The sequence below is a fragment of the Agrobacterium sp. 22-210-1 genome, from assembly GCF_053522525.1.
In genome coordinates this window covers 986282-1003575 of the sequence record NZ_JBNWCI010000001.1, presented here as the reverse complement: position 1 = coordinate 1003575, position 17294 = coordinate 986282, and the positions used below count along the sequence as shown (strand labels likewise).

At 58.7% G+C, this 17294-nt stretch carries 20 protein-coding genes; 9 read left to right on the top strand and 11 right to left on the bottom strand.

Going from position 1 to position 17294, the window contains the following annotated elements; all coding sequences use genetic code 11:
- The first annotated feature begins 381 nt into the window (after positions 1–381).
- Entirely contained in the window at positions 382–1836 is a 1455-nt protein-coding gene (gene trmFO / locus ACQZ5F_RS05140; RefSeq protein ID WP_225339781.1) for a methylenetetrahydrofolate--tRNA-(uracil(54)-C(5))-methyltransferase (FADH(2)-oxidizing) TrmFO, read from the top strand.
- 41 nt (positions 1837–1877) lie between these two features.
- On the opposite strand, the gene ACQZ5F_RS05135 is transcribed toward trmFO, so the two are convergent.
- The 3 genes from ACQZ5F_RS05135 to ACQZ5F_RS05125 are packed head-to-tail and all read right to left on the bottom strand — an operon-like array spanning position 1878 to position 4127.
- A complete protein-coding gene (locus ACQZ5F_RS05135; protein WP_225339780.1) occupies positions 1878–2456 on the bottom strand; it encodes a TadE/TadG family type IV pilus assembly protein in 579 nt (192 codons plus the stop codon).
- Positions 2453–2995: a TadE/TadG family type IV pilus assembly protein gene (locus tag ACQZ5F_RS05130; RefSeq protein WP_052819799.1), complete on the bottom strand. Its 543-nt coding sequence runs from the start codon at positions 2993–2995 to the stop codon at positions 2453–2455. The genes ACQZ5F_RS05135 and ACQZ5F_RS05130 overlap by 4 nt, the downstream gene beginning before the upstream one ends.
- Positions 2976–4127 carry a pilus assembly protein gene (locus ACQZ5F_RS05125; protein ID WP_225339779.1) on the bottom strand — a complete coding sequence of 384 codons (1152 nt, stop codon included), beginning with the start codon at positions 4125–4127 and terminating at the stop codon, positions 2976–2978. The genes ACQZ5F_RS05130 and ACQZ5F_RS05125 overlap by 20 nt, the downstream gene beginning before the upstream one ends.
- Positions 4128–4153: 26 nt before the next feature.
- Here ACQZ5F_RS05125 and ACQZ5F_RS05120 point away from each other — a divergent pair, with 26 nt between their 5' ends.
- The 6 genes from ACQZ5F_RS05120 to ACQZ5F_RS05095 all read left to right on the top strand — a co-directional run bounded on the left by ACQZ5F_RS05120 (position 4154) and on the right by ACQZ5F_RS05095 (position 10090).
- Positions 4154–4438, top strand: a complete 285-nt coding sequence (locus ACQZ5F_RS05120; protein ID WP_225339778.1) for a hypothetical protein — start codon at positions 4154–4156, stop codon at positions 4436–4438.
- A gap of 337 nt (positions 4439–4775) precedes the next feature.
- Entirely contained in the window at positions 4776–5903 is a 1128-nt protein-coding gene (locus ACQZ5F_RS05115; RefSeq protein ID WP_225339777.1) for an S-(hydroxymethyl)glutathione dehydrogenase/class III alcohol dehydrogenase, read from the top strand.
- A gap of 286 nt (positions 5904–6189) precedes the next feature.
- Complete coding sequence (locus ACQZ5F_RS05110; protein ID WP_448731086.1) at positions 6190–6930, top strand: hypothetical protein; 741 nt, start codon at positions 6190–6192, stop codon at positions 6928–6930.
- A 106-nt stretch (positions 6931–7036) separates the two neighbouring features.
- Positions 7037–7300: an acyl carrier protein gene (locus tag ACQZ5F_RS05105; protein WP_046798361.1), complete on the top strand. Its 264-nt coding sequence runs from the start codon at positions 7037–7039 to the stop codon at positions 7298–7300.
- Entirely contained in the window at positions 7297–8829 is a 1533-nt protein-coding gene (locus ACQZ5F_RS05100) for an AMP-binding protein (RefSeq protein ID WP_225339776.1), read from the top strand. The genes ACQZ5F_RS05105 and ACQZ5F_RS05100 overlap by 4 nt, the downstream gene beginning before the upstream one ends.
- Positions 8813–10090 carry a type III PLP-dependent enzyme gene (locus ACQZ5F_RS05095; protein WP_225339775.1) on the top strand — a complete coding sequence of 426 codons (1278 nt, stop codon included), beginning with the start codon at positions 8813–8815 and terminating at the stop codon, positions 10088–10090. The genes ACQZ5F_RS05100 and ACQZ5F_RS05095 overlap by 17 nt, the downstream gene beginning before the upstream one ends.
- 36 nt (positions 10091–10126) lie before the next feature.
- Here ACQZ5F_RS05095 and ACQZ5F_RS05090 read toward each other — a convergent pair whose 3' ends face one another.
- From ACQZ5F_RS05090 to coaD, 8 genes are all read right to left on the bottom strand, one after another.
- Complete coding sequence (locus tag ACQZ5F_RS05090) at positions 10127–10552, bottom strand: hypothetical protein (protein WP_448731059.1); 426 nt, start codon at positions 10550–10552, stop codon at positions 10127–10129.
- A complete protein-coding gene (locus ACQZ5F_RS05085; RefSeq protein ID WP_225245953.1) occupies positions 10549–10803 on the bottom strand; it encodes a type II toxin-antitoxin system Phd/YefM family antitoxin in 255 nt (84 codons plus the stop codon). The genes ACQZ5F_RS05090 and ACQZ5F_RS05085 overlap by 4 nt, the downstream gene beginning before the upstream one ends.
- Before the next feature lie 107 nt (positions 10804–10910).
- On the bottom strand, positions 10911–12068 hold the full coding sequence (locus tag ACQZ5F_RS05080) for an aminodeoxychorismate synthase component I (RefSeq protein ID WP_448731058.1): 1158 nt from the start codon (positions 12066–12068) through the stop codon (positions 10911–10913).
- A gap of 36 nt (positions 12069–12104) precedes the next feature.
- Positions 12105–13235 carry a tRNA guanosine(34) transglycosylase Tgt gene (gene tgt, locus ACQZ5F_RS05075; RefSeq protein WP_448731057.1) on the bottom strand — a complete coding sequence of 377 codons (1131 nt, stop codon included), beginning with the start codon at positions 13233–13235 and terminating at the stop codon, positions 12105–12107.
- Entirely contained in the window at positions 13235–14317 is a 1083-nt protein-coding gene (gene queA, locus ACQZ5F_RS05070) for a tRNA preQ1(34) S-adenosylmethionine ribosyltransferase-isomerase QueA (protein WP_448731056.1), read from the bottom strand. The genes tgt and queA overlap by 1 nt, the downstream gene beginning before the upstream one ends.
- A 323-nt stretch (positions 14318–14640) precedes the next feature.
- Entirely contained in the window at positions 14641–15150 is a 510-nt protein-coding gene (locus ACQZ5F_RS05065; RefSeq protein ID WP_046798353.1) for a peptidylprolyl isomerase, read from the bottom strand.
- A 36-nt stretch (positions 15151–15186) separates the two neighbouring features.
- Entirely contained in the window at positions 15187–15756 is a 570-nt protein-coding gene (locus ACQZ5F_RS05060) for a peptidylprolyl isomerase (RefSeq protein WP_052819792.1), read from the bottom strand.
- A 29-nt stretch (positions 15757–15785) separates the two neighbouring features.
- Positions 15786–16280: a pantetheine-phosphate adenylyltransferase gene (gene coaD, locus ACQZ5F_RS05055; protein WP_448731085.1), complete on the bottom strand. Its 495-nt coding sequence runs from the start codon at positions 16278–16280 to the stop codon at positions 15786–15788.
- Positions 16281–16717: 437 nt separating this feature from the next.
- Between coaD and ACQZ5F_RS05050 the strand changes: the two genes are divergently transcribed.
- Entirely contained in the window at positions 16718–16897 is a 180-nt protein-coding gene (locus tag ACQZ5F_RS05050; protein WP_046798466.1) for a hypothetical protein, read from the top strand.
- A gap of 40 nt (positions 16898–16937) precedes the next feature.
- Entirely contained in the window at positions 16938–17072 is a 135-nt protein-coding gene (locus tag ACQZ5F_RS05045; protein WP_256367998.1) for a hypothetical protein, read from the top strand.
- The last annotated feature ends 222 nt before the right edge of the window (positions 17073–17294 follow it).

Below are 17294 nucleotides of genomic sequence, written 5' to 3'. Positions count from 1 at the left end.
CTAGCCTTTGGATAGGCGCCCGGCATCGCGGCATATTTCTTCTCCCCGTCGGGGAGAAGGTGGCCCGAAGGGTCGGATGAGGGGCAACGCCAGCGATAGGCCGCACCCTCGCCCCCTCATCCCGCTGCCGCGGACTTCTCCCCGGCGGGGAGAAGAAACAAGCGGTACGCACTCGCTCCCAAAAATGCTTGCCTGCTTCTCAGCCTTGTCGCGAAGTTAGCAGCTCGCCCCCCTCATACCCTCCATCCCTCAAAAACATTTGGCTGCCCCGGCCATGCATGCTAGTGCATGCCGCAAACAATGCCGTGTCCTTCAGGACCCGCGCGGAACAATCACTCGAGAGACAGCCGGCGGACGGGAGCCTTTGCCCCGCGGCGGCCCATGGACGCCAGCATGCAAGACAAGACCCATTCTCCCATTCATGTCGTGGGCGGCGGACTGGCCGGTTCGGAAGCCGCGTGGCAGATTGCTGAGAGCGGCGTGCCCGTCATCCTGCACGAAATGCGCGGCGTGCGCGGCACGGATGCGCATAAGGGTGATACGCTGGCGGAACTGGTCTGTTCCAACTCCTTCCGCTCCGATGATGCGACGGCCAATGCGGTCGGCGTCATCCATGCCGAAATGCGGCTTGCCGGCTCGCTGATCATGGCCTGTGCCGACAAACATCAGGTGCCGGCCGGCGGCGCGCTTGCCGTCGACCGCGACGGGTTTTCGCTTGCCGTTACCGAAATGCTGGAAAGTCACCCACTGGTGACGATTGTCCGCGAAGAGGTTTCCGGCCTGCCACCGAGGGAATGGGGCAGCACAATCATTGCCACCGGGCCGCTCACCTCGCCGGATCTGGCGGCGGCAGTGCAGACAGAAACGGGTGAGGATGCGCTGGCCTTTTTCGACGCCATAGCCCCCATCGTGCACCGCGACAGCATCAACATGGATATCTGCTGGTACCAGTCGCGTTACGACAAGGTCGGCCCCGGCGGCACGGGCAAGGACTACATCAACTGCCCGATGGACGAAGAGCAATATAACGCCTTCATCGACGCGCTGATTGCCGGCGACACGGTCGGGTTCAAGGAATGGGAAGGCACACCCTATTTCGACGGCTGCCTGCCGATCGAGATCATGGCCGAACGCGGCCGCCAGACGCTGCGCCATGGCCCGATGAAACCGATGGGGCTGACCAATGCCCATAACCCCACCGTGAAGGCCTATGCCGTGGTCCAGCTGCGCCAGGACAATGCGCTCGGCACGCTCTACAACATGGTGGGTTTCCAGACCAAGCTGAAATATGGCGTGCAGGCGGATGTGTTCCGCATGATTCCGGGCCTCGAAAATGCGGAATTCGCGCGTCTCGGCGGCCTGCACCGCAACACCTATATCGATTCCCCGACCCTGCTCGATCCGTCGCTGAAGCTGAAATCCCGTCCGGACCTGCGTTTCGCCGGCCAGATCACCGGCTGCGAGGGATATGTGGAAAGCGCCTCGGTCGGCCTGCTCGCGGGCCGCTTCGCCGCCGCCGAACGGAAGGGCGAGGCCCTGAGCCTGCCGCCGGCCACCACGGCCCTCGGTTCGCTTCTCAACCACATCACCGGCGGCCACCTCTCCTCAGATGATGAGCCGGGCAAACGTTCCTTCCAGCCGATGAACATCAATTTCGGCCTGTTCCCTGAACTGGAGCCGGGTTCCATCGTCAAGCCGGAGGGCGTGAAACGTTTTCGCGGCAAGGACAAGACGATCATGAAACGTCAGCTGGTTGCAGCTCGGGCGCTGAAGGATTGCGCGCAGTGGCTGGGGATGGGCGAACCCATCAAGGTTTCCGGCGCAGGGGAGCAGTGAAAGGGAAAGCCCGTTCAGGGCACGTACGGTGACCGTTATCCTCAGCGAACATTCCAGAAGGACCAGTCCGACTTGCCCTTCTGATATTTATAGTGCCGCGAGAAATACGGATTGACCGTGGCGACATATTCGAACTCGATGGTCGTCGGGCGCAGGAACGAGAATAGCGGGCTATATTTATAACGCCCTGAAATCACGATGACGGCTTCCTCTTCCTTGAAATTTCCCGCCTTCAGCATCTTGTCCCAGGTCACGGCTTCTGCGGACCCGAAGAAGTTGTAGGGCGCGAATTCGACGGTTGCGACGCCGCCCACCAATTTGGCGCTCCGCAAGGTCAGATCGAGCTTCTTCGAGTCAAGAGGTTGCCCGGCCTCAATGACAAAGGTTTTTACCCCCGTCCTCACCCGCTCCTCGAATTCCGGGAAACGGGCGGACCAGCGGGCTGTATTGTCGACGACCGTGACGAAACGGTCGTAGCTGAGCCAGCCACGACCAGTCTCGATCATCACCGCCAGAAAAATGATCAGCATTGGCAATAGCAGGGAGAATTCCACCGCGGCGACGCCGGAGCGCGACCGCACCATGGCGGCGAGGACGGATTTCAGCCGAAACACCATCATTCCGTCACCCGAACGGCGGTGATCGCCAGAGAGACATTCTGTAATTGCGGCTGCGTGTCGCTACCACCGGGGATCAGCAGGCGCGTCGTGGGCAGAATGAATAGCCAATTGTAACCAAGCGCCAGAAGATATTGCCCGGCTTTTTTATCCGGCGCCTGAAACTTGTTCTCGATGGGAAATGTCAGCGGCACGGCGGTGAAATCCGCATCCGGGATCGGGACGAGCGTTATCTTCATGTCGATTTCCGTCGTGCCGAGCAGGAAATTCGAGGCGATGACACGCCTGAATTCGATTTCGGTAACCGCCGTATGGCTTGCCGCCGCCTTGCGCAGCATTTCCGCGCCGGCATTGGCCGCGGTTGCCAGATTGAGAGTGAGCAGCAGCGCCAGACCGACTTCGAAAATGCCGAAGACCAGCAGGAAATAGAGCGGCATGAGCAGGCCAAACTCGACGGCGGTGGCCGCCCGGATGTCGAGTGCATAAGAGCGGAACCGAGCACGGCAACGGCGAAAGAGGCCTTTATTTCGGTGAGTCGACATACTTCACCTCAAAAGCCGTGATGATGCCGCCAAGACTGTCGCTTTTCCCGCCTGCGGCAATCGTCAGCTTGTAGACGGAATAGATATCAACCGTGATCGAATAACTGCGGCGCTCCCAGAAGACTTTGTCCTTCTGCGCCATTTCGATGATCTTCTTTTCGGGGCCTAGTTGCGGACGCTGGAGCTGCAGGAAGATGTCGATGTCGTTGGTGCCGCCATAGGCGTCGTTGCGGCCATTATACCAGACCGAAACCTCATATTTTCCGGGATGCAGTTCGACAATCTTGAAGATGGAACTGTTGGCGTCGCTTTTCTTCTGATTATCCCAATGGCTATCCAGTTCCACCACATATTTGGTCGGCGGTATTCCGCCATTTTCGGCTTTCAGCAAAGAGGGTTTTTGCGGATCGTCCGGCTTGGGTGGACATGGATTCGTTGCCGCGGATTGCGACGCGTCCTTATCGGGCTCTTTCAGTTTGTTGTTGTTTTTCGGATCTTTTGCGTCCGTCGGTGCGACGTCCGGCTGCGAGACGCTGGCGCAAGCAGCTCCGGCATCCTTCTTCGGCTCCTCATAACCCTGCCAGCCGAATTTCTTGCGGCACGCCGCATTGCTCCAGTCCTGAAGCTCGATGCCGGGGCCTGTGCCACCATTCCATCCAATTTCCTCATAGCTGACAACGCCCCAGCAACCATTCGGGGCGTCGGGGCCTTTACCGTTTTTGAGAATCCGGTCTTTACCGTTCAGCCGGTCGAATGTGTTGTTGACGATTACCTCGCCGTCATAGGGATAGGGAGGAATACCGTCGCAACGGTAAGTCAGCGCGTAGTCCATCTTTTCGACATTGAACAGGCCGCCCAACACCGTCTTATAGGTAAATTTCGCTTCAATATCGGTGGTCAACCAGTCGATCGTCACATCGCGGCTCACCACATCCTGTTTGGTGGAAGTGATGAGCGCGTCGAACGTATCCAGCACGTTTTTGCGGCGCACCTCATCGATAGGCACATTCGTCCGGGTCGGTTTCGTCGAGCGCTCACAGGCCTGCGCGATCACCCGCTTCGACTGGCTGTAATAGGCCAGCGCCCGGCCACCTTCGAACAGCAGTCCGAACGTGAAAAGAAAAACCGGCATCAGCAATGCCGTCATGATCGCAAAATTTGCCCGCCGATCCCTCAGAAGCAGGCGGAAATGACGCGCCGACGCGCTCAAGATTTTTTCAATATGAAACATCTGCAATGATCGCTTTTCATCCAACCGCCACGGATCGTTCCGGCTCCCCCCAGCCAGACACACAAAAACTGCAGCCGGGCGAAATTCCCCCGGCCACAGAAAATAAATTCAGCAAAACCGCTGATGCTCACCGCGATCATGGCGGCGCGACACAAGTGGCGAAGGCCAATTGCACTCGCGAGATAAAGGTATTTTCCGGAACCACCGATTGATGGCCGCCCAATTTCATTCGTCATTCTACATGGCGAATTAAACACCAGATTCGTAAATTAAAGATCACCCAAATATCAAAAATAGTATGTAAAATCATATATTTAAATCAGATATTCATAATTTATTATAGTCGAAATATTCAATTGAATACGCTGGGTCGATATTCCATTGCGGATACAATTTTGCCGAGGCTCGCTCTTCTCGTCCAGCACGGAGACGTGCTTCACTTTTTTGGTCGTAACTGAGACGTGAAGGTCGCTTTTGCCCCTTGTCCCTGCCGACAAGCTCGGGCAAAACAGCCCTATCCAATCATGAGACAACGCCAGGAGATCGAAAATGGACGTTCGCGCCGCAGTTGCCATTCAGGCAGGAAAACCGCTTGAGGTCATGACCGTCCAGCTGGAAGGTCCCCGCGCCGGCGAAGTGCTTGTTGAGGTCAAGGCGACCGGCATCTGCCACACCGACGATTTCACCCTGTCGGGAGCCGATCCGGAAGGTCTGTTTCCGGCAATCCTCGGCCATGAGGGTGCCGGTATCGTCGTTGATGTCGGCCCCGGCGTCACCTCGGTCAAGAAGGGTGACCACGTCATTCCGCTCTACACACCGGAATGCCGCGAATGTTATTCCTGTACCTCGCGCAAGACCAATCTCTGCACCTCGATCCGCGCCACCCAGGGTCAGGGCGTCATGCCTGACGGTACCTCGCGTTTCTCGATCGGCAAGGACAAGATCCATCACTACATGGGCTGCTCGACCTTTTCGAACTACACCATCCTGCCGGAAATCGCGCTCGCCAAGATCAATCCCGACGCGCCATTCGACAAGGTCTGCTACATCGGCTGCGGCGTCACCACCGGCATCGGTGCTGTCATCAACACCGCCAAGGTCGAGATCGGCGCGACCGCCATCGTCTTCGGTCTCGGTGGCATCGGCCTCAACGTGCTGCAGGGCCTGCGCCTTGCCGGTGCGGATATGATCATCGGTGTGGACATCAACAATGATCGCAAGGCGTGGGGCGAGAAGTTCGGCATGACCCACTTCGTCAACCCCAAGGAAGTCGGCGACGACATCGTGCCCTATCTCGTCAACATGACGAAGCGCAACGGCGACCTGATCGGCGGCGCGGATTATACGTTCGATTGCACCGGCAATACCAAGGTCATGCGTCAGGCGCTGGAATCCTCGCATCGCGGCTGGGGCAAGTCTGTCATCATCGGCGTTGCCGGTGCCGGCCAGGAAATCTCGACGCGCCCGTTCCAGCTCGTTACCGGCCGCAACTGGATGGGCACCGCCTTTGGCGGCGCACGCGGCCGCACCGACGTGCCGAAGATCGTCGACTGGTACATGGAAGGCAAGATCCAGATCGATCCGATGATCACCCACGTGATGCCGCTCGAAGACATCAACAAGGGTTTCGACCTGATGCACAAAGGCGAAAGCATCCGCGGCGTCGTGGTCTATTGATCGGCAAATCACAGGAGGCGGGCGCGTTCGGCGCGCCTGCCTTGCATGCAAACGTGATCGCCGCCGCCGCCCTGCAGCCCAGACGATTAACGGGACAGTAAATCTATCGTCGTAAGGCAATACTACGCGGCGAGGTTGAAAAATCTCTTTCCCCGGCCAGTTAACGCCAGACAGCGGAGAGCGACCTCTGAAAATCGTACCGATCGACAACGGAAACCGCGCCGCCGCCGTTGCCCTTTTGGCGAAAGGTTTCCCCGAAAAAAGCGCGGCTTTCTGGTCCCGCGGACTGGCGCTTATCAGCGACCACCATGCGCGCCGGAAACTCGGTTCGATCGGGCAATTGCTGATGAAGGGTGAGGACGCGGCGGGCGTTCTGTTGACGATCAAAAGCCGTCTGCCCGAAACTGGCAGCATCGTCGTCAACCTGTCCAGCTGGTATGTCGAGCCTTCGTGCCGGTGGTTTGCACCGCGTATGCTGCAAATGGCCTCCTCGTCTGAGGAAGAACTGTTTACCGACCTCACCCCGTCTCCCGAAGCCTGCAAGCTGAACGAGAGGCTGGGTTTTCAGACGGTGACGGATCACACGCTTTTTTATCCCCTGCCGCTCAAGGCTCTGCGTCCTTCCGGCGAGCGGCTGAGCCCGCTTGCAGCCGTGTCGCCCGATACCCTGCCGGCCGCAATGCGTGAGATGCTGGAAGATCACCTGCGGCTCGGCTGCATCGTGGCCATAATGCAGGCGGACGGCCATCACTATCCGCTGGTGTTCTTGAAAACCACAACCAAAAAGCTGCCCTCCGCCCGCTTGATTTATTGCGAGGACCGAGAGATCGCGCAAAGGCATATTTCTGCAATCGCTCGCCATCTTCTGTTCCGGGGCAGGCTTGCCCTGACGATGGCGGCGCTTGATGGTGAGCGCAATGCCGGCGGGTTCGCGGCACATAAATTCGCGCCGATACAAGTAAAAGGCGCATGGAACCCACATTTTATTAACGAAACATACTCAGAGTTGGTGTTATTGCCACCCTAGGTATTTTAGTGAACCATAACTGACCTGACAGAATATCGACCTTTGTAGATAAAGCGTCATTTCAGGCGGGTTTTATGGGAAACACACGGGAAATCGGAGAACAAGCATGCTTGCGGCAAAGAAAAGCGAAACCAACGTTGCTGATACGATCCATTCCTATCTCTCGAGCCGTTTTCCCGCCCACGCACCTTTTACCGACGATACCCTGCTTCTTGAAGGCGGCGCGATCGATTCGCTCGGTTTTCTGGAATTGATGATCTTCCTCGGCGAGAGTTTTGGCATCATTCTCGATGATGAACATTTCACGCCTGACAATCTCGGTACACCCGCTGATCTCATCGCCTTCGTCCTCAGGGAACGGAGGAGATGACACCGCATTTCCTGCTGCACCACCTGCTCGCCGCACAGGCGGCAAGCGACGATCAGGCCCTTATCCATAAAGATATCGCGCTGAGCTATCGGGAATTCGCGCAAGCGGCGAGCCTTTGCGCGGCTGCCCTGCAGCAGGCCGGCGCAGAACGCGGCGACAGAGTCGTCATTTTCCTGCCACGCGGCATAGAGGAATGCTGGTCGATCTTCGGCGTCAGCATGGCATCCTGCGTTTTTGTGCCGGTCAATGCGCTGCTGAAATCACAGCAGATCCGCCATATCATCACGGATTGCGGCGCGAAAATCGTCATCAGCAGCAGGGCGATGCAGGAAGAACTCGGCGCAGCGCTGGAAGGCTTGGCCGATGTGAGCGTATTGCTGACGGAAAATATCGAGACCCGCTCGAACGCGCCTGCCAAAACCTCGGCGGCAATCGGCGAGGACCTTGCGGCGATCCTCTATACATCCGGCTCCACCGGCTCACCCAAGGGCGTGATGCTGTCACACCGCAATCTTCTGGCCGGCGCGCGCATTGTGCGGACCTATCTGGAGATTACGGCGAGCGACCGTATTCTTTCCCTCCTGCCCTTCAGCTTCGATTATGGCCTGAACCAGTTGCTGACGGCCGTGGAACAGGGCGCCACCACGATCATCTCCACCTTTCGGCTGGGCGACGATATCGTCCGCGATCTGCGCGACCACGCCGTGACAGGTCTCGCCGGCGTGCCGACCGTCTGGGCAATCCTGACGAGGGCGGCCCCCTCGCTCGCAAAGACGCCCCTGCCGCATCTGCGCTATATCACCAATTCCGGCGGGCGCGTGCCGCAGGAAACCGTAAAGGCGCTGCGCGAAAAGCTGCCGGATACAAAAATCTACCTGATGTATGGTCTAACCGAGGCCTTCCGCTCCACCTTCCTGCCACCGGAAGAAATCGACAGCCGCCCGACCTCCATCGGCAAGGCCATTCCGGAATGTGAAATCTTCATCGTCACCGATAAGGGACAACGGGCAAAACCGGGCGAGCCGGGCATTCTCGTCCATCGCGGCCCGACGGTATCGCTCGGCTACTGGAACCGGCCGGAAGACACGGCAAAAGTGCTGCGCCCTCATCCCTTCATTCCGGCGGCCCTGGGCGGCGAAACCGTCTGTTATTCCGGTGATCTGGCCGTGGAAGACGAGAATGGCTTCTTCAGCTTCGTTGCTCGCAACGATGCGATGATCAAATCGTCAGGCTATCGCATCAGCCCGACCGAGGTGGAAGAAAGCCTGATGTCAACAGGGCTGTTCCAGCAGGTTGCCGTCATCGGTCTACCGGACCCCTTTGCCGGTGAAAGGGTGCATGCCGTGGCAACCGCCGCCAATGAAAATATCGACGTTTCGGCAGCACTCAGGAAAGCCGCCGAAATGCTCGCCCCCTTCATGATCCCGCGCGCCATCGAACTGGTCGACCGGCTTCCGGTCACCGCCAATGGCAAGGTGGATTACCGCGCGCTGGTGCGCGAACGGACGGACAATGTCGCCCACGGATAAAACCCAGAGCCACGGCCCGGCCCTTGCGACTGCGCAATTTTCGGTCACTGACAACGATCTTGTCATCGGCGGACTTGCGGTTCACGATATCGTCGCCCAAACCGGAACGCCGTGCTTCCTCTATGATGCCAGCGCCATGCGCCGCGCCTATCAGAACCTTGAAACGGCGCTCTCGGGCTTTGCCGATATCTATTATTCGGTGAAGGCCAATCCCCTGCCCACCATTATCGCACTTTTCCGGCAACAAGGCGCCGGCGCTGAAATCGCCTCCGTCGGCGAATATCGCGCTGCGATCAAGGCGGGTGTCGCACCTGAGAACATCATCTTCGCCGGCCCCGGCAAGGGCATGGCCGAATTGCGCGAGGTAATCGAAGGCGGCATCGGCGAAATCCATATTGAAAGCGCCGAGGAAATCGCCCGTATCGAAGCGATCGGCAAACCGGTCAAAGCCTCGATCCGCATCAACCCCGTGCCGGATGCTCAAGCCGGCGCCATGCGCATGGGCGGCAAGGCCACGGCTTTCGGTTTCGACGAGGAAGAGCTGGAAAACGTCCTGCCGCTCTTCAGGGACGCCAGACATATCGATCTCGTCGGCGTGCACATCTACGGCGGCACACAGATCCTCGACGCCGACATGCTTGTCTCCCAATGGCGACACGCCATTTCCCTTGCCGCACGCATGGCGCAAATGCTGGGCAGACCGCTCGAAACCATCGATCTCGGCGGCGGCCTGGGCATCCCCTATTTCGCAGGCGAAACGCCGCTCGATCTTGAAAAAGTCAGCGCCGCCATTCCCGACCTCAAGGCGCTTGTGAAAGCGCATCCTCTGATAACCGACGCCCATATCATCGTCGAACCCGGCCGCTTCCTCGCCGGCCCCGGCGGCATCTATGTGGCGGAAGTGAATTCGGTAAAAACCTCGCGCGGCACCACCTTCGTGGTGACGGATGGCGGCATGCACCATCACCTCGCCGCTTCGGGCAATCTCGGCCAGATCGTCAAGCGCAACTACCCCATCGTCGCACCCGCCAAAATGCAGGCAGAATACGACGAGACCGCAACGATCGTCGGCCCGCTCTGCACGCCCCTCGACACACTGGCCCGCAATGCCGCACTGCCCAGGCTGAAGGCCGGTGATCTCCTCGCCATCCTGCAATCGGGCGCCTATGGCGCCAGCGCCAGCCCTTCGGGTTTTCTGAGCCACGCGGCAGCGAAGGAAGTGCTGGTGGAGGATGGCGTATTTGAGGTGATCGGGCGGTGAGCCAGTTCCGGCTGACTTCCATGACCACTGGCGCACTTAACGCTTGGCCTGAGCAACACGTCCATTCTTCATTGTCTGATGAAGTTTGCTTTTGATCTGCTCGAAGAATTCCTGAGGAATCATACCGTAGTCATACCGGTTCGGGTCTGCGGGAAGCGCCCTCAAGTGAATACCCGGCCATTCGAAACGATTGACCTCGCTCACTCGGACCCAGTTGGCATCGTCATCTAGGCCCAGTTGGCTACAGAGTTCAGCGGGAATTTCGATGGATGTGTCTTCCTCACCAAAGTCGGGAGGAAAATGTGTGATCGGTACGACAATCGTGTCATTGGTCTTGGAGTGATACACGATGATGGCGCAAGGCCTGTCCTTGCGCCCTACCGAAAGGCCTTCGCTTTTTTCCCGATGCCACAGGTAGTTATAGCGAATTATAAGGCCCGGAACGGGAGTCGGATAACTCACTCGGAAGCTTTGCCGTATTCGGCGCCCATAATCGACGCCATGGTCTCGTCATCCATCTCGCTTACTTTGATGACTTCACGCTCGCGTCTTTGCAGGTCCCGATAATGATCGAGTTCAGATGCTGAGAGGAACGCACCAATCGTGCGATTATGCGCCGTAACCTCTATCACGCCCGCAGTTTGCACCTGTTCCCGGAACGTCGTGAATTTACGAGCGAACTCAGTCGCTGGAACTCTTATCGTTTGCGCCACGGTCGCCAGTCTCCCTTTTGTGTAAAATACGTATTTTACACCTTTTAGCAAGGAAATGATGTTCGCTGCGGATCAAAATATGCATAACTGTCAAGTGCGCATCTCGATCACCCCCGCAACAACCTGTCCCCCACCGCGAATTTCGATTTCAACAGACACTCGTCATATTCCGCCTCGGCAACGGAATCGAAGACGATGCCGCCGCCGACATTAAAGACGGCGCGGCCGTTATCGAACAGGCTGAGGGTGCGGATCGCCACGGAGAACCGCATATCTCCATCAGGAGATATGAAGCCGATCGCTCCGCAATAGGCGTCGCGCGGGCCGGCTTCCAGCTCCCGCAGGATTTTCATTGCCCACATTTTTGGTGCGCCGGTGACGGAGCCGCAGGGAAACAGCGAGGCAAAAATCTCTTCCACCGTCACGTCAGGCAGAAGCTTTGCCCTGACGTGGCTGACCATCTGGTGCACGGTCGGATAGGTCTCGATATCGAACAGCCTCGGCACATCGAGGCTACCGACCTCGGTGATGCGGGAAATATCATTGCGCAGCAGATCGACGATCATGCGGTTTTCGGCCAGCGTCTTTTCATCCGCCAACATCGCCGCGATAATTGCCCGGTCCTTCTCCGCATCCGCCCCGCGCGGCGTCGTGCCCTTCATCGGATGGGTTTCGATGAACCCCTCGCCATCGACCGAGAAAAACAGTTCCGGCGAGCGCGACAGGATGACCGGGCCACCAAGATCGACCAGCGCGCCGTATTTCACCGGCTGGCGCGCGATCAGCGACCAGAAGGCAGTGAGCGGATCGCCGCTCCAGCGGGCAGTGACGGGCATGGTCAGATTGCCCTGATAACAATCGCCACGACGCAGGTGGTCGTGCAGTCGCGCAAAGCGCTGCTGGTATTCCTGGAGTGTCCATGCCGGCACGGGATTGGAAAGAAACGCATCCGCATCTGGCAGCGCGTCGGGACGCGCAAACCGCCCGGCATCCGGCTGCGGGCCGGAAAAGACGCCGAAGCGCAGAAACGGCACATTGCGGGGTTCATCGGCAAGAGGCGCAAGCTTCGGCTCGAACAGGAAACCCGCCTCGTAGGACATATAGCCGGCAAGGTATTTCCCGGCCCGTCGCAGCGCTTCCATGCGCTTGAGCGCGGCAAAAAAGGCCTCAGGCTCATCCGCGACGATGATCTCTTCCGGCTCGGCGAAGGCTGTCACCGCGCCGGTCGTATCATCCCGGAAAAGAACGTAAGGCGCATGTGCCAAGGAAAGCGTCCGAAACAGGAGAAAGGTCGGGAAGCGTCAGATCGGGTCTATATCGCCCCGCGCCCACATTTCTATGGTTTCCGCATAAAAATCGGCGAAACGGCCTTCCTCGATCGACTTACGGATACCCTGCATCAGCTCCTGATAATAGGCAAGATTATGCCAGGACAGCAGCATGCCGCCCAGCGCCTCGTTGGAGCGGGTGAGATGATGCAGATAGGCGCGGGAATAATCGCGCGAGGCCGGGCAGTTGGACTGCTCGTCCAGCGGCCGCATATCCTCGGCATGGCGGGCATTGCGGATGTTGACCCTGCCGCGACGGGTAAAGGCAAGCCCGTGACGACCGGAACGGGTCGGCATCACGCAGTCGAACATGTCGATGCCGCGCGCCACCGATTTCAGGATATCATCAGGCGTGCCGACGCCCATCAGATAACGCGGCTTTTCGGTGGGCAGCACCGGCAGGGTGATGTCGAGCATGCCCAGCATCACATCCTGCGGCTCGCCGACGGCAAGGCCGCCGACCGCATAGCCCTTGAGATCAAACTGCTTCAGCCCTTCGGCCGAGCGGATGCGCAAATCCGGCTGGTCGCCGCCCTGCACGATGCCGAACATGGCCTTGCCGGGCTGTTCGCCGAAGGCGACGCGGCAGCGCTCCGCCCAGCGCAGCGACATTTCCATGGCGCGCTCGATTTCCTTGCGCTCGGCCGGCAGCGCAATGCATTCGTCGAGCTGCATCTGGATGTCCGAATCGAGCATGCCCTGAATTTCGATCGAGCGTTCCGGCGACATATGGTGCAGCGAACCGTCCACATGGCTCTTGAAGGTCACGCCCTTCTCGTCGAGCTTGCGCAGACCCGAAAGCGACATAACCTGGAAGCCGCCGCTGTCGGTGAGGATCGGGTGCGGCCAACGGATCAGCTCATGCAGACCACCGAGACGGGCAACACGCTCCGGACCCGGCCGCAGCATCAGATGATAGGTATTGCCGAGAATGATATCGGCCCCCAGCTCACGCACCTGATCGAGATACATGGCCTTGACGGTGCCGACGGTGCCAACAGGCATGAAGGCGGGCGTGCGGATGACGCCGCGCGGCATGGCGACTTCCCCGAGGCGCGCGCCGCCGCTCGTGGCTTTCAGGGTGAAGGTGAATTTGTCGTGCATCAGTTTTTCCGGAACAACAGGCTGGAATCGCCATAGGAATAAAAACGGTATCCGGTTTCGATGGCGTGCTTATAAGCGTCACGCATCGTTTCGAGACCGCAGAAAGCCGAAACGAGCATGAACAGCGTCGATTTCGGCAGGTGGAAATTGGTCATCAGAATATCGACTGCCCGGAAACGATAACCGGGCGTGATGAAGATGCCGGTGGCGTCGGACCACGGGTGGATAACGCCATTCTCGTCAGCCGCACTTTCGATCAGCCGCAGCGAGGTGGTGCCGACGCAGACGATGCGCCCGCCGCGCGCCTTTACCGCATTCAGCCGGTCGGCGGTTTCCTGCGACACATGGCCGATCTCGAAATGCATCTTGTGATCGTCGGTATCGTCGGACTTAACCGGAAGGAAGGTGCCTGCCCCAACGTGAAGCGTCACGAAATGCCGCTCGATGCCCACCTTGTCCAGCGCGGCAAACAGATCGGGCGTGAAATGCAGCCCGGCGGTGGGGGCGGCAACGGCTCCCTTTTCGCGGGCATAGATGGTCTGGTAGTCGGTCTGGTCCTGTGCATCTTCCGGCCGTTTCGCCGCGATATAGGGCGGCAAGGGAATATGGCCGACTGAGGCGATCGCCTCGTCCAGCACCGGGCCGGAGACGTCGAACAGCAGCGTGATCTCGCCCTCCTCGCCCTTCTCCTCGACGGTGGCTTCCAGATGGGCAAGGCCGCAGGCATTGTCGCGCTCATAACCGAAACGGATGCGGTCGCCCTGCTTGATGCGCTTGCCGGGACGCGCGAAAGCCTTCCAGCGGGATTGATCAGCGCGCATGTGCAGCGTGGCCGAAACCGCCGTCTCCGGCGCGCCTTCGCGCAGCCGCACGCCTTCGAGCTGGGCGGGAATGACGCGGGTGTCGTTGAACACCAGCGCATCGCCGGGCTTCAGGAAGGACGGCAGATCGAAGACGCGATGGTCTTCCATGCGGCTCTCATTCGGATCGACCACCAGCAGGCGCGCGCTGTCGCGCGGGTTCGCCGGGCGCAGGGCGATATTCTCCTCGGGCAGATCGAAATCGAACAGGTCTACACGCATTGCAAGGGTCTTCCAGAAATCCAATTTGACACGGCACGGTGTTTTGCGGCCCGACGCATCCGCACCCCTCGCCCCTCATTCCTGTGCTTGTCACAGGAATCCAGTCGGCGCGCGTCTGCGCGGCGGGAGGAGTCCTTTCAGCCCAGGGACTTGGGCTGGCTGGATTCCTGTGACAAGCACAGGAATGAGGGAAGAAGAGAACGACGCGACGGATGGCAAGCGTCAAAACTGCCGCGTCCATCCTTAAAATCACGTACCGTCAATAAACGTCAAAACCCGCCTCGCATAGACTGCGAGACGGGTCGAACTGCAATTTCCGAAAATCAAGCCGCAGAAGCGAGCTTGATGGAAACGATCGAATCGGGATCCTTCACCGGCTCGCCGCGCTTGACCTTGTCGATGGCTTCCATGCCTTCGATGACCTGGCCCCAGACGGTGTACTGCTTGTTCAGCCAGGGCGAATCGGTGAAGCAGATGAAGAACTGCGAGTTGGCGGAGTTCGGGCTCTGCGAACGGGCCATGGAGCAGGTGCCGCGAACGTGCGGAATGGCGGAAAACTCAGCCTTGAGGTCTTCCTTTTCAGAGCCGCCCATGCCGGCGCGTGCCGGGTTGAAGCTTTCCGAACCCTTCTTGCCGAACTTCACGTCGCCCGTCTGGGCCATGAAGTCTTCGATGACGCGGTGGAACACGACGCCGTCATAAGCACCTTCCGATACCAGTTCCTTGATGCGGGCAACGTGGCCAGGCGCAACTTCCGGAAGCAGCTGGATCACGACCTTGCCGGTCGTCGTTTCCATGATGATGGTGTTTTCCGGATCCTTGATCTCGGCCATGATTATTCTCCTCTGTTCGGGCTCTATTGCCCCACCTTACTTTTTGCCGACGGTGACCTTGATCATCCGGTCGGGGTTGGAAACTTCACCGTTGCCGCCGGCGCCACGCTTGATCTTGTCCACGGCTTCCATGCCGGACACGACCTTGCCGACCACGGTATATTGGCCGTTCAGGAACGGACCGTCGGCGAACATGATGAAGAACTGCGAATTGGCGGAATTCGGATCCTGCGAACGGGCCATGCCGACCACGCCCCGTGTGAACGGCGTCTTGGAGAACTCAGCCGGAATATCCGGCAGGTCGGAGCCGCCGGTGCCGGCGCGCTGGGCGCTGAAACCCTTTTCCATATTGCCGTACTGCACGTCGCCGGTCTGCGCCATGAAACCGTCGATGACGCGGTGGAAGGCGACGTTGTCATAAGCGCCCTTCTTGGCCAGCGCCTCGATCTGCGCCACGTGCTTGGGCGCGACTTCCGGCATCAGCTCGATGACAACGGGACCGTCCTTCAGTTGTACGGTGAGAAGTTCGGCGGCGGAAGCAATGGTGCTGGCGGCAAGTGCGCCTGCAAACATGGCGCCGGCAAAGGCAAATCGAACGAGTTTCATCGGATTGGCTCCAGAATGTGGGGCTGAAGTCAGCGCTTCAGCTTGGCGTTGAGGGCTTCAAGCACGGCTTTCGGCACGAAGGCGTCGACATTGCCGCCCATGGCGGCGATCTGCCGGACCAATGTGGCTGTAATGGGTCGCGACGAGGTGCCGGCGGGCAGGAACACGGTCTGGATATCAGGCGCCATCTGGCGGTTCATGCCGGCCATCTGCATTTCATAATCGAGATCGGTGCCATCGCGCAGGCCGCGCAGCAAAAGGCGCGCTCCGTGCTGACGGGCGGCATCCACCACCAGATTGTCGAAGGAGACGACTTCCATGCGCGCCGCTTCGCACGGCAGATGTTCGGCAAGCGCCTGCTTTATCAGCGCCGCCCGCTCCTCAAAGCTGAACAGCGGCGCTTTTCCGGGATGAATGCCGACGGCAACGATGACTTTCGACGCCACGTTCAGCGCCTGGATAAGCACATCCAGATGTCCGTTGGTCATCGGATCGAATGATCCTGGATAAAAGGCAATCGTCATATCGCTCTCAGATGGTGGGCGCGCTTCGATGCTGGGTATCATGTGCCCGCCTTTTGTCATGGAGAGGCACGCGGCGCAAGACATTATAACCGCACGGCACAACCGCGGCTGTGCCGTGAACCCGCGATGAATGGGCCGTTCAGTGCGGTTTCAGAGCTATTTTGTTTAAATGCACAACATCGGGAAACCGAAACGCCCCTCACTCGTTAAGCATCCGGAGAATTGAAAATGCTGGCCTTCATGATCGTCCTTTCGGTCATCGCATCATTCGCTGCCGAGTATCTTTTTCTCGAATGACGCCCTTAGCCAGTTTCCTGAACGCCAGATGAACGAGCCATTCAAGGAAGTTTCACAGGCGCGATGCTAATCGATTTTTACGATTGACGCGGAACATGTTGAGGCATGGCGCGTTAAGAAAGAACCAAAGGAACGGACAGATGTTTGTAAGAGAAAAACAGTCTACTTCGGCGAAAATCAGCGTCATCAGCACCGCCTGGACAGTACTGGTTATCGCAATGGTAGCAACGACGTTTAGCCTTTATGAGCAGAAGCCTGAAGCCCAGGGACCGGACTACCCGCAGCTGACCGCCCGCTACCAGTATATGAATTATTACTGATAACGGGGAAAATTTCCTCGAAACTCCCGGAGACGATATCATGTTCACATTTCTGACGATGCTTCTGGCCCTGATCAGCGTAATGTTCGTGACATCGATGATCTCCGTCATCGCCGAGATGCGGCGTGAAGACGAGGAATTCAAGGCGACGATCCGGCGCGACCGCGCTTTCTAAGCGCGGCGGGCGGTCTTAACAGCCGATTAAAAAACGATTCTTCGCAACCGCCTGGGCGCTCCGGGCGGTTTTATTTTGCGCCTCATGACGGCAATCCGGCGAAGATGAAGGCGGAAAAACGCCGCTCCAATCACATAAGCGTTTTCAAAACCCCGTTTTTCCAAGGGAAATTCCCTTCAATTTCCGTTTGGATTGATTTAAGGAACGCCGATACGTTGCGGG

Coding starts and splice junctions, on each gene's coding strand:
- trmFO (WP_225339781.1), top strand. CDS start 382: ATGGACGCCAGCATGCAAGACAAGACCCATTCTCCCATTCATGTCGTG.
- ACQZ5F_RS05135 (WP_225339780.1), bottom strand. CDS start 2,456: ATGATGGTGTTTCGGCTGAAATCCGTCCTCGCCGCCATGGTGCGGTCG.
- ACQZ5F_RS05130 (WP_052819799.1), bottom strand. CDS start 2,995: ATGTCGACTCACCGAAATAAAGGCCTCTTTCGCCGTTGCCGTGCTCGG.
- ACQZ5F_RS05125 (WP_225339779.1), bottom strand. CDS start 4,127: ATGCCGGTTTTTCTTTTCACGTTCGGACTGCTGTTCGAAGGTGGCCGG.
- ACQZ5F_RS05115 (WP_225339777.1), top strand. CDS start 4,776: ATGGACGTTCGCGCCGCAGTTGCCATTCAGGCAGGAAAACCGCTTGAG.
- ACQZ5F_RS05105 (WP_046798361.1), top strand. CDS start 7,037: ATGCTTGCGGCAAAGAAAAGCGAAACCAACGTTGCTGATACGATCCAT.
- ACQZ5F_RS05100 (WP_225339776.1), top strand. CDS start 7,297: ATGACACCGCATTTCCTGCTGCACCACCTGCTCGCCGCACAGGCGGCA.
- ACQZ5F_RS05095 (WP_225339775.1), top strand. CDS start 8,813: ATGTCGCCCACGGATAAAACCCAGAGCCACGGCCCGGCCCTTGCGACT.
- tgt (WP_448731057.1), bottom strand. CDS start 13,235: ATGCACGACAAATTCACCTTCACCCTGAAAGCCACGAGCGGCGGCGCG.
- queA (WP_448731056.1), bottom strand. CDS start 14,317: ATGCGTGTAGACCTGTTCGATTTCGATCTGCCCGAGGAGAATATCGCC.
- ACQZ5F_RS05065 (WP_046798353.1), bottom strand. CDS start 15,150: ATGGCCGAGATCAAGGATCCGGAAAACACCATCATCATGGAAACGACG.
- ACQZ5F_RS05060 (WP_052819792.1), bottom strand. CDS start 15,756: ATGAAACTCGTTCGATTTGCCTTTGCCGGCGCCATGTTTGCAGGCGCA.
- coaD (WP_448731085.1), bottom strand. CDS start 16,280: ATGACGATTGCCTTTTATCCAGGATCATTCGATCCGATGACCAACGGA.
- ACQZ5F_RS05050 (WP_046798466.1), top strand. CDS start 16,718: ATGTTTGTAAGAGAAAAACAGTCTACTTCGGCGAAAATCAGCGTCATC.
- ACQZ5F_RS05045 (WP_256367998.1), top strand. CDS start 16,938: ATGTTCACATTTCTGACGATGCTTCTGGCCCTGATCAGCGTAATGTTC.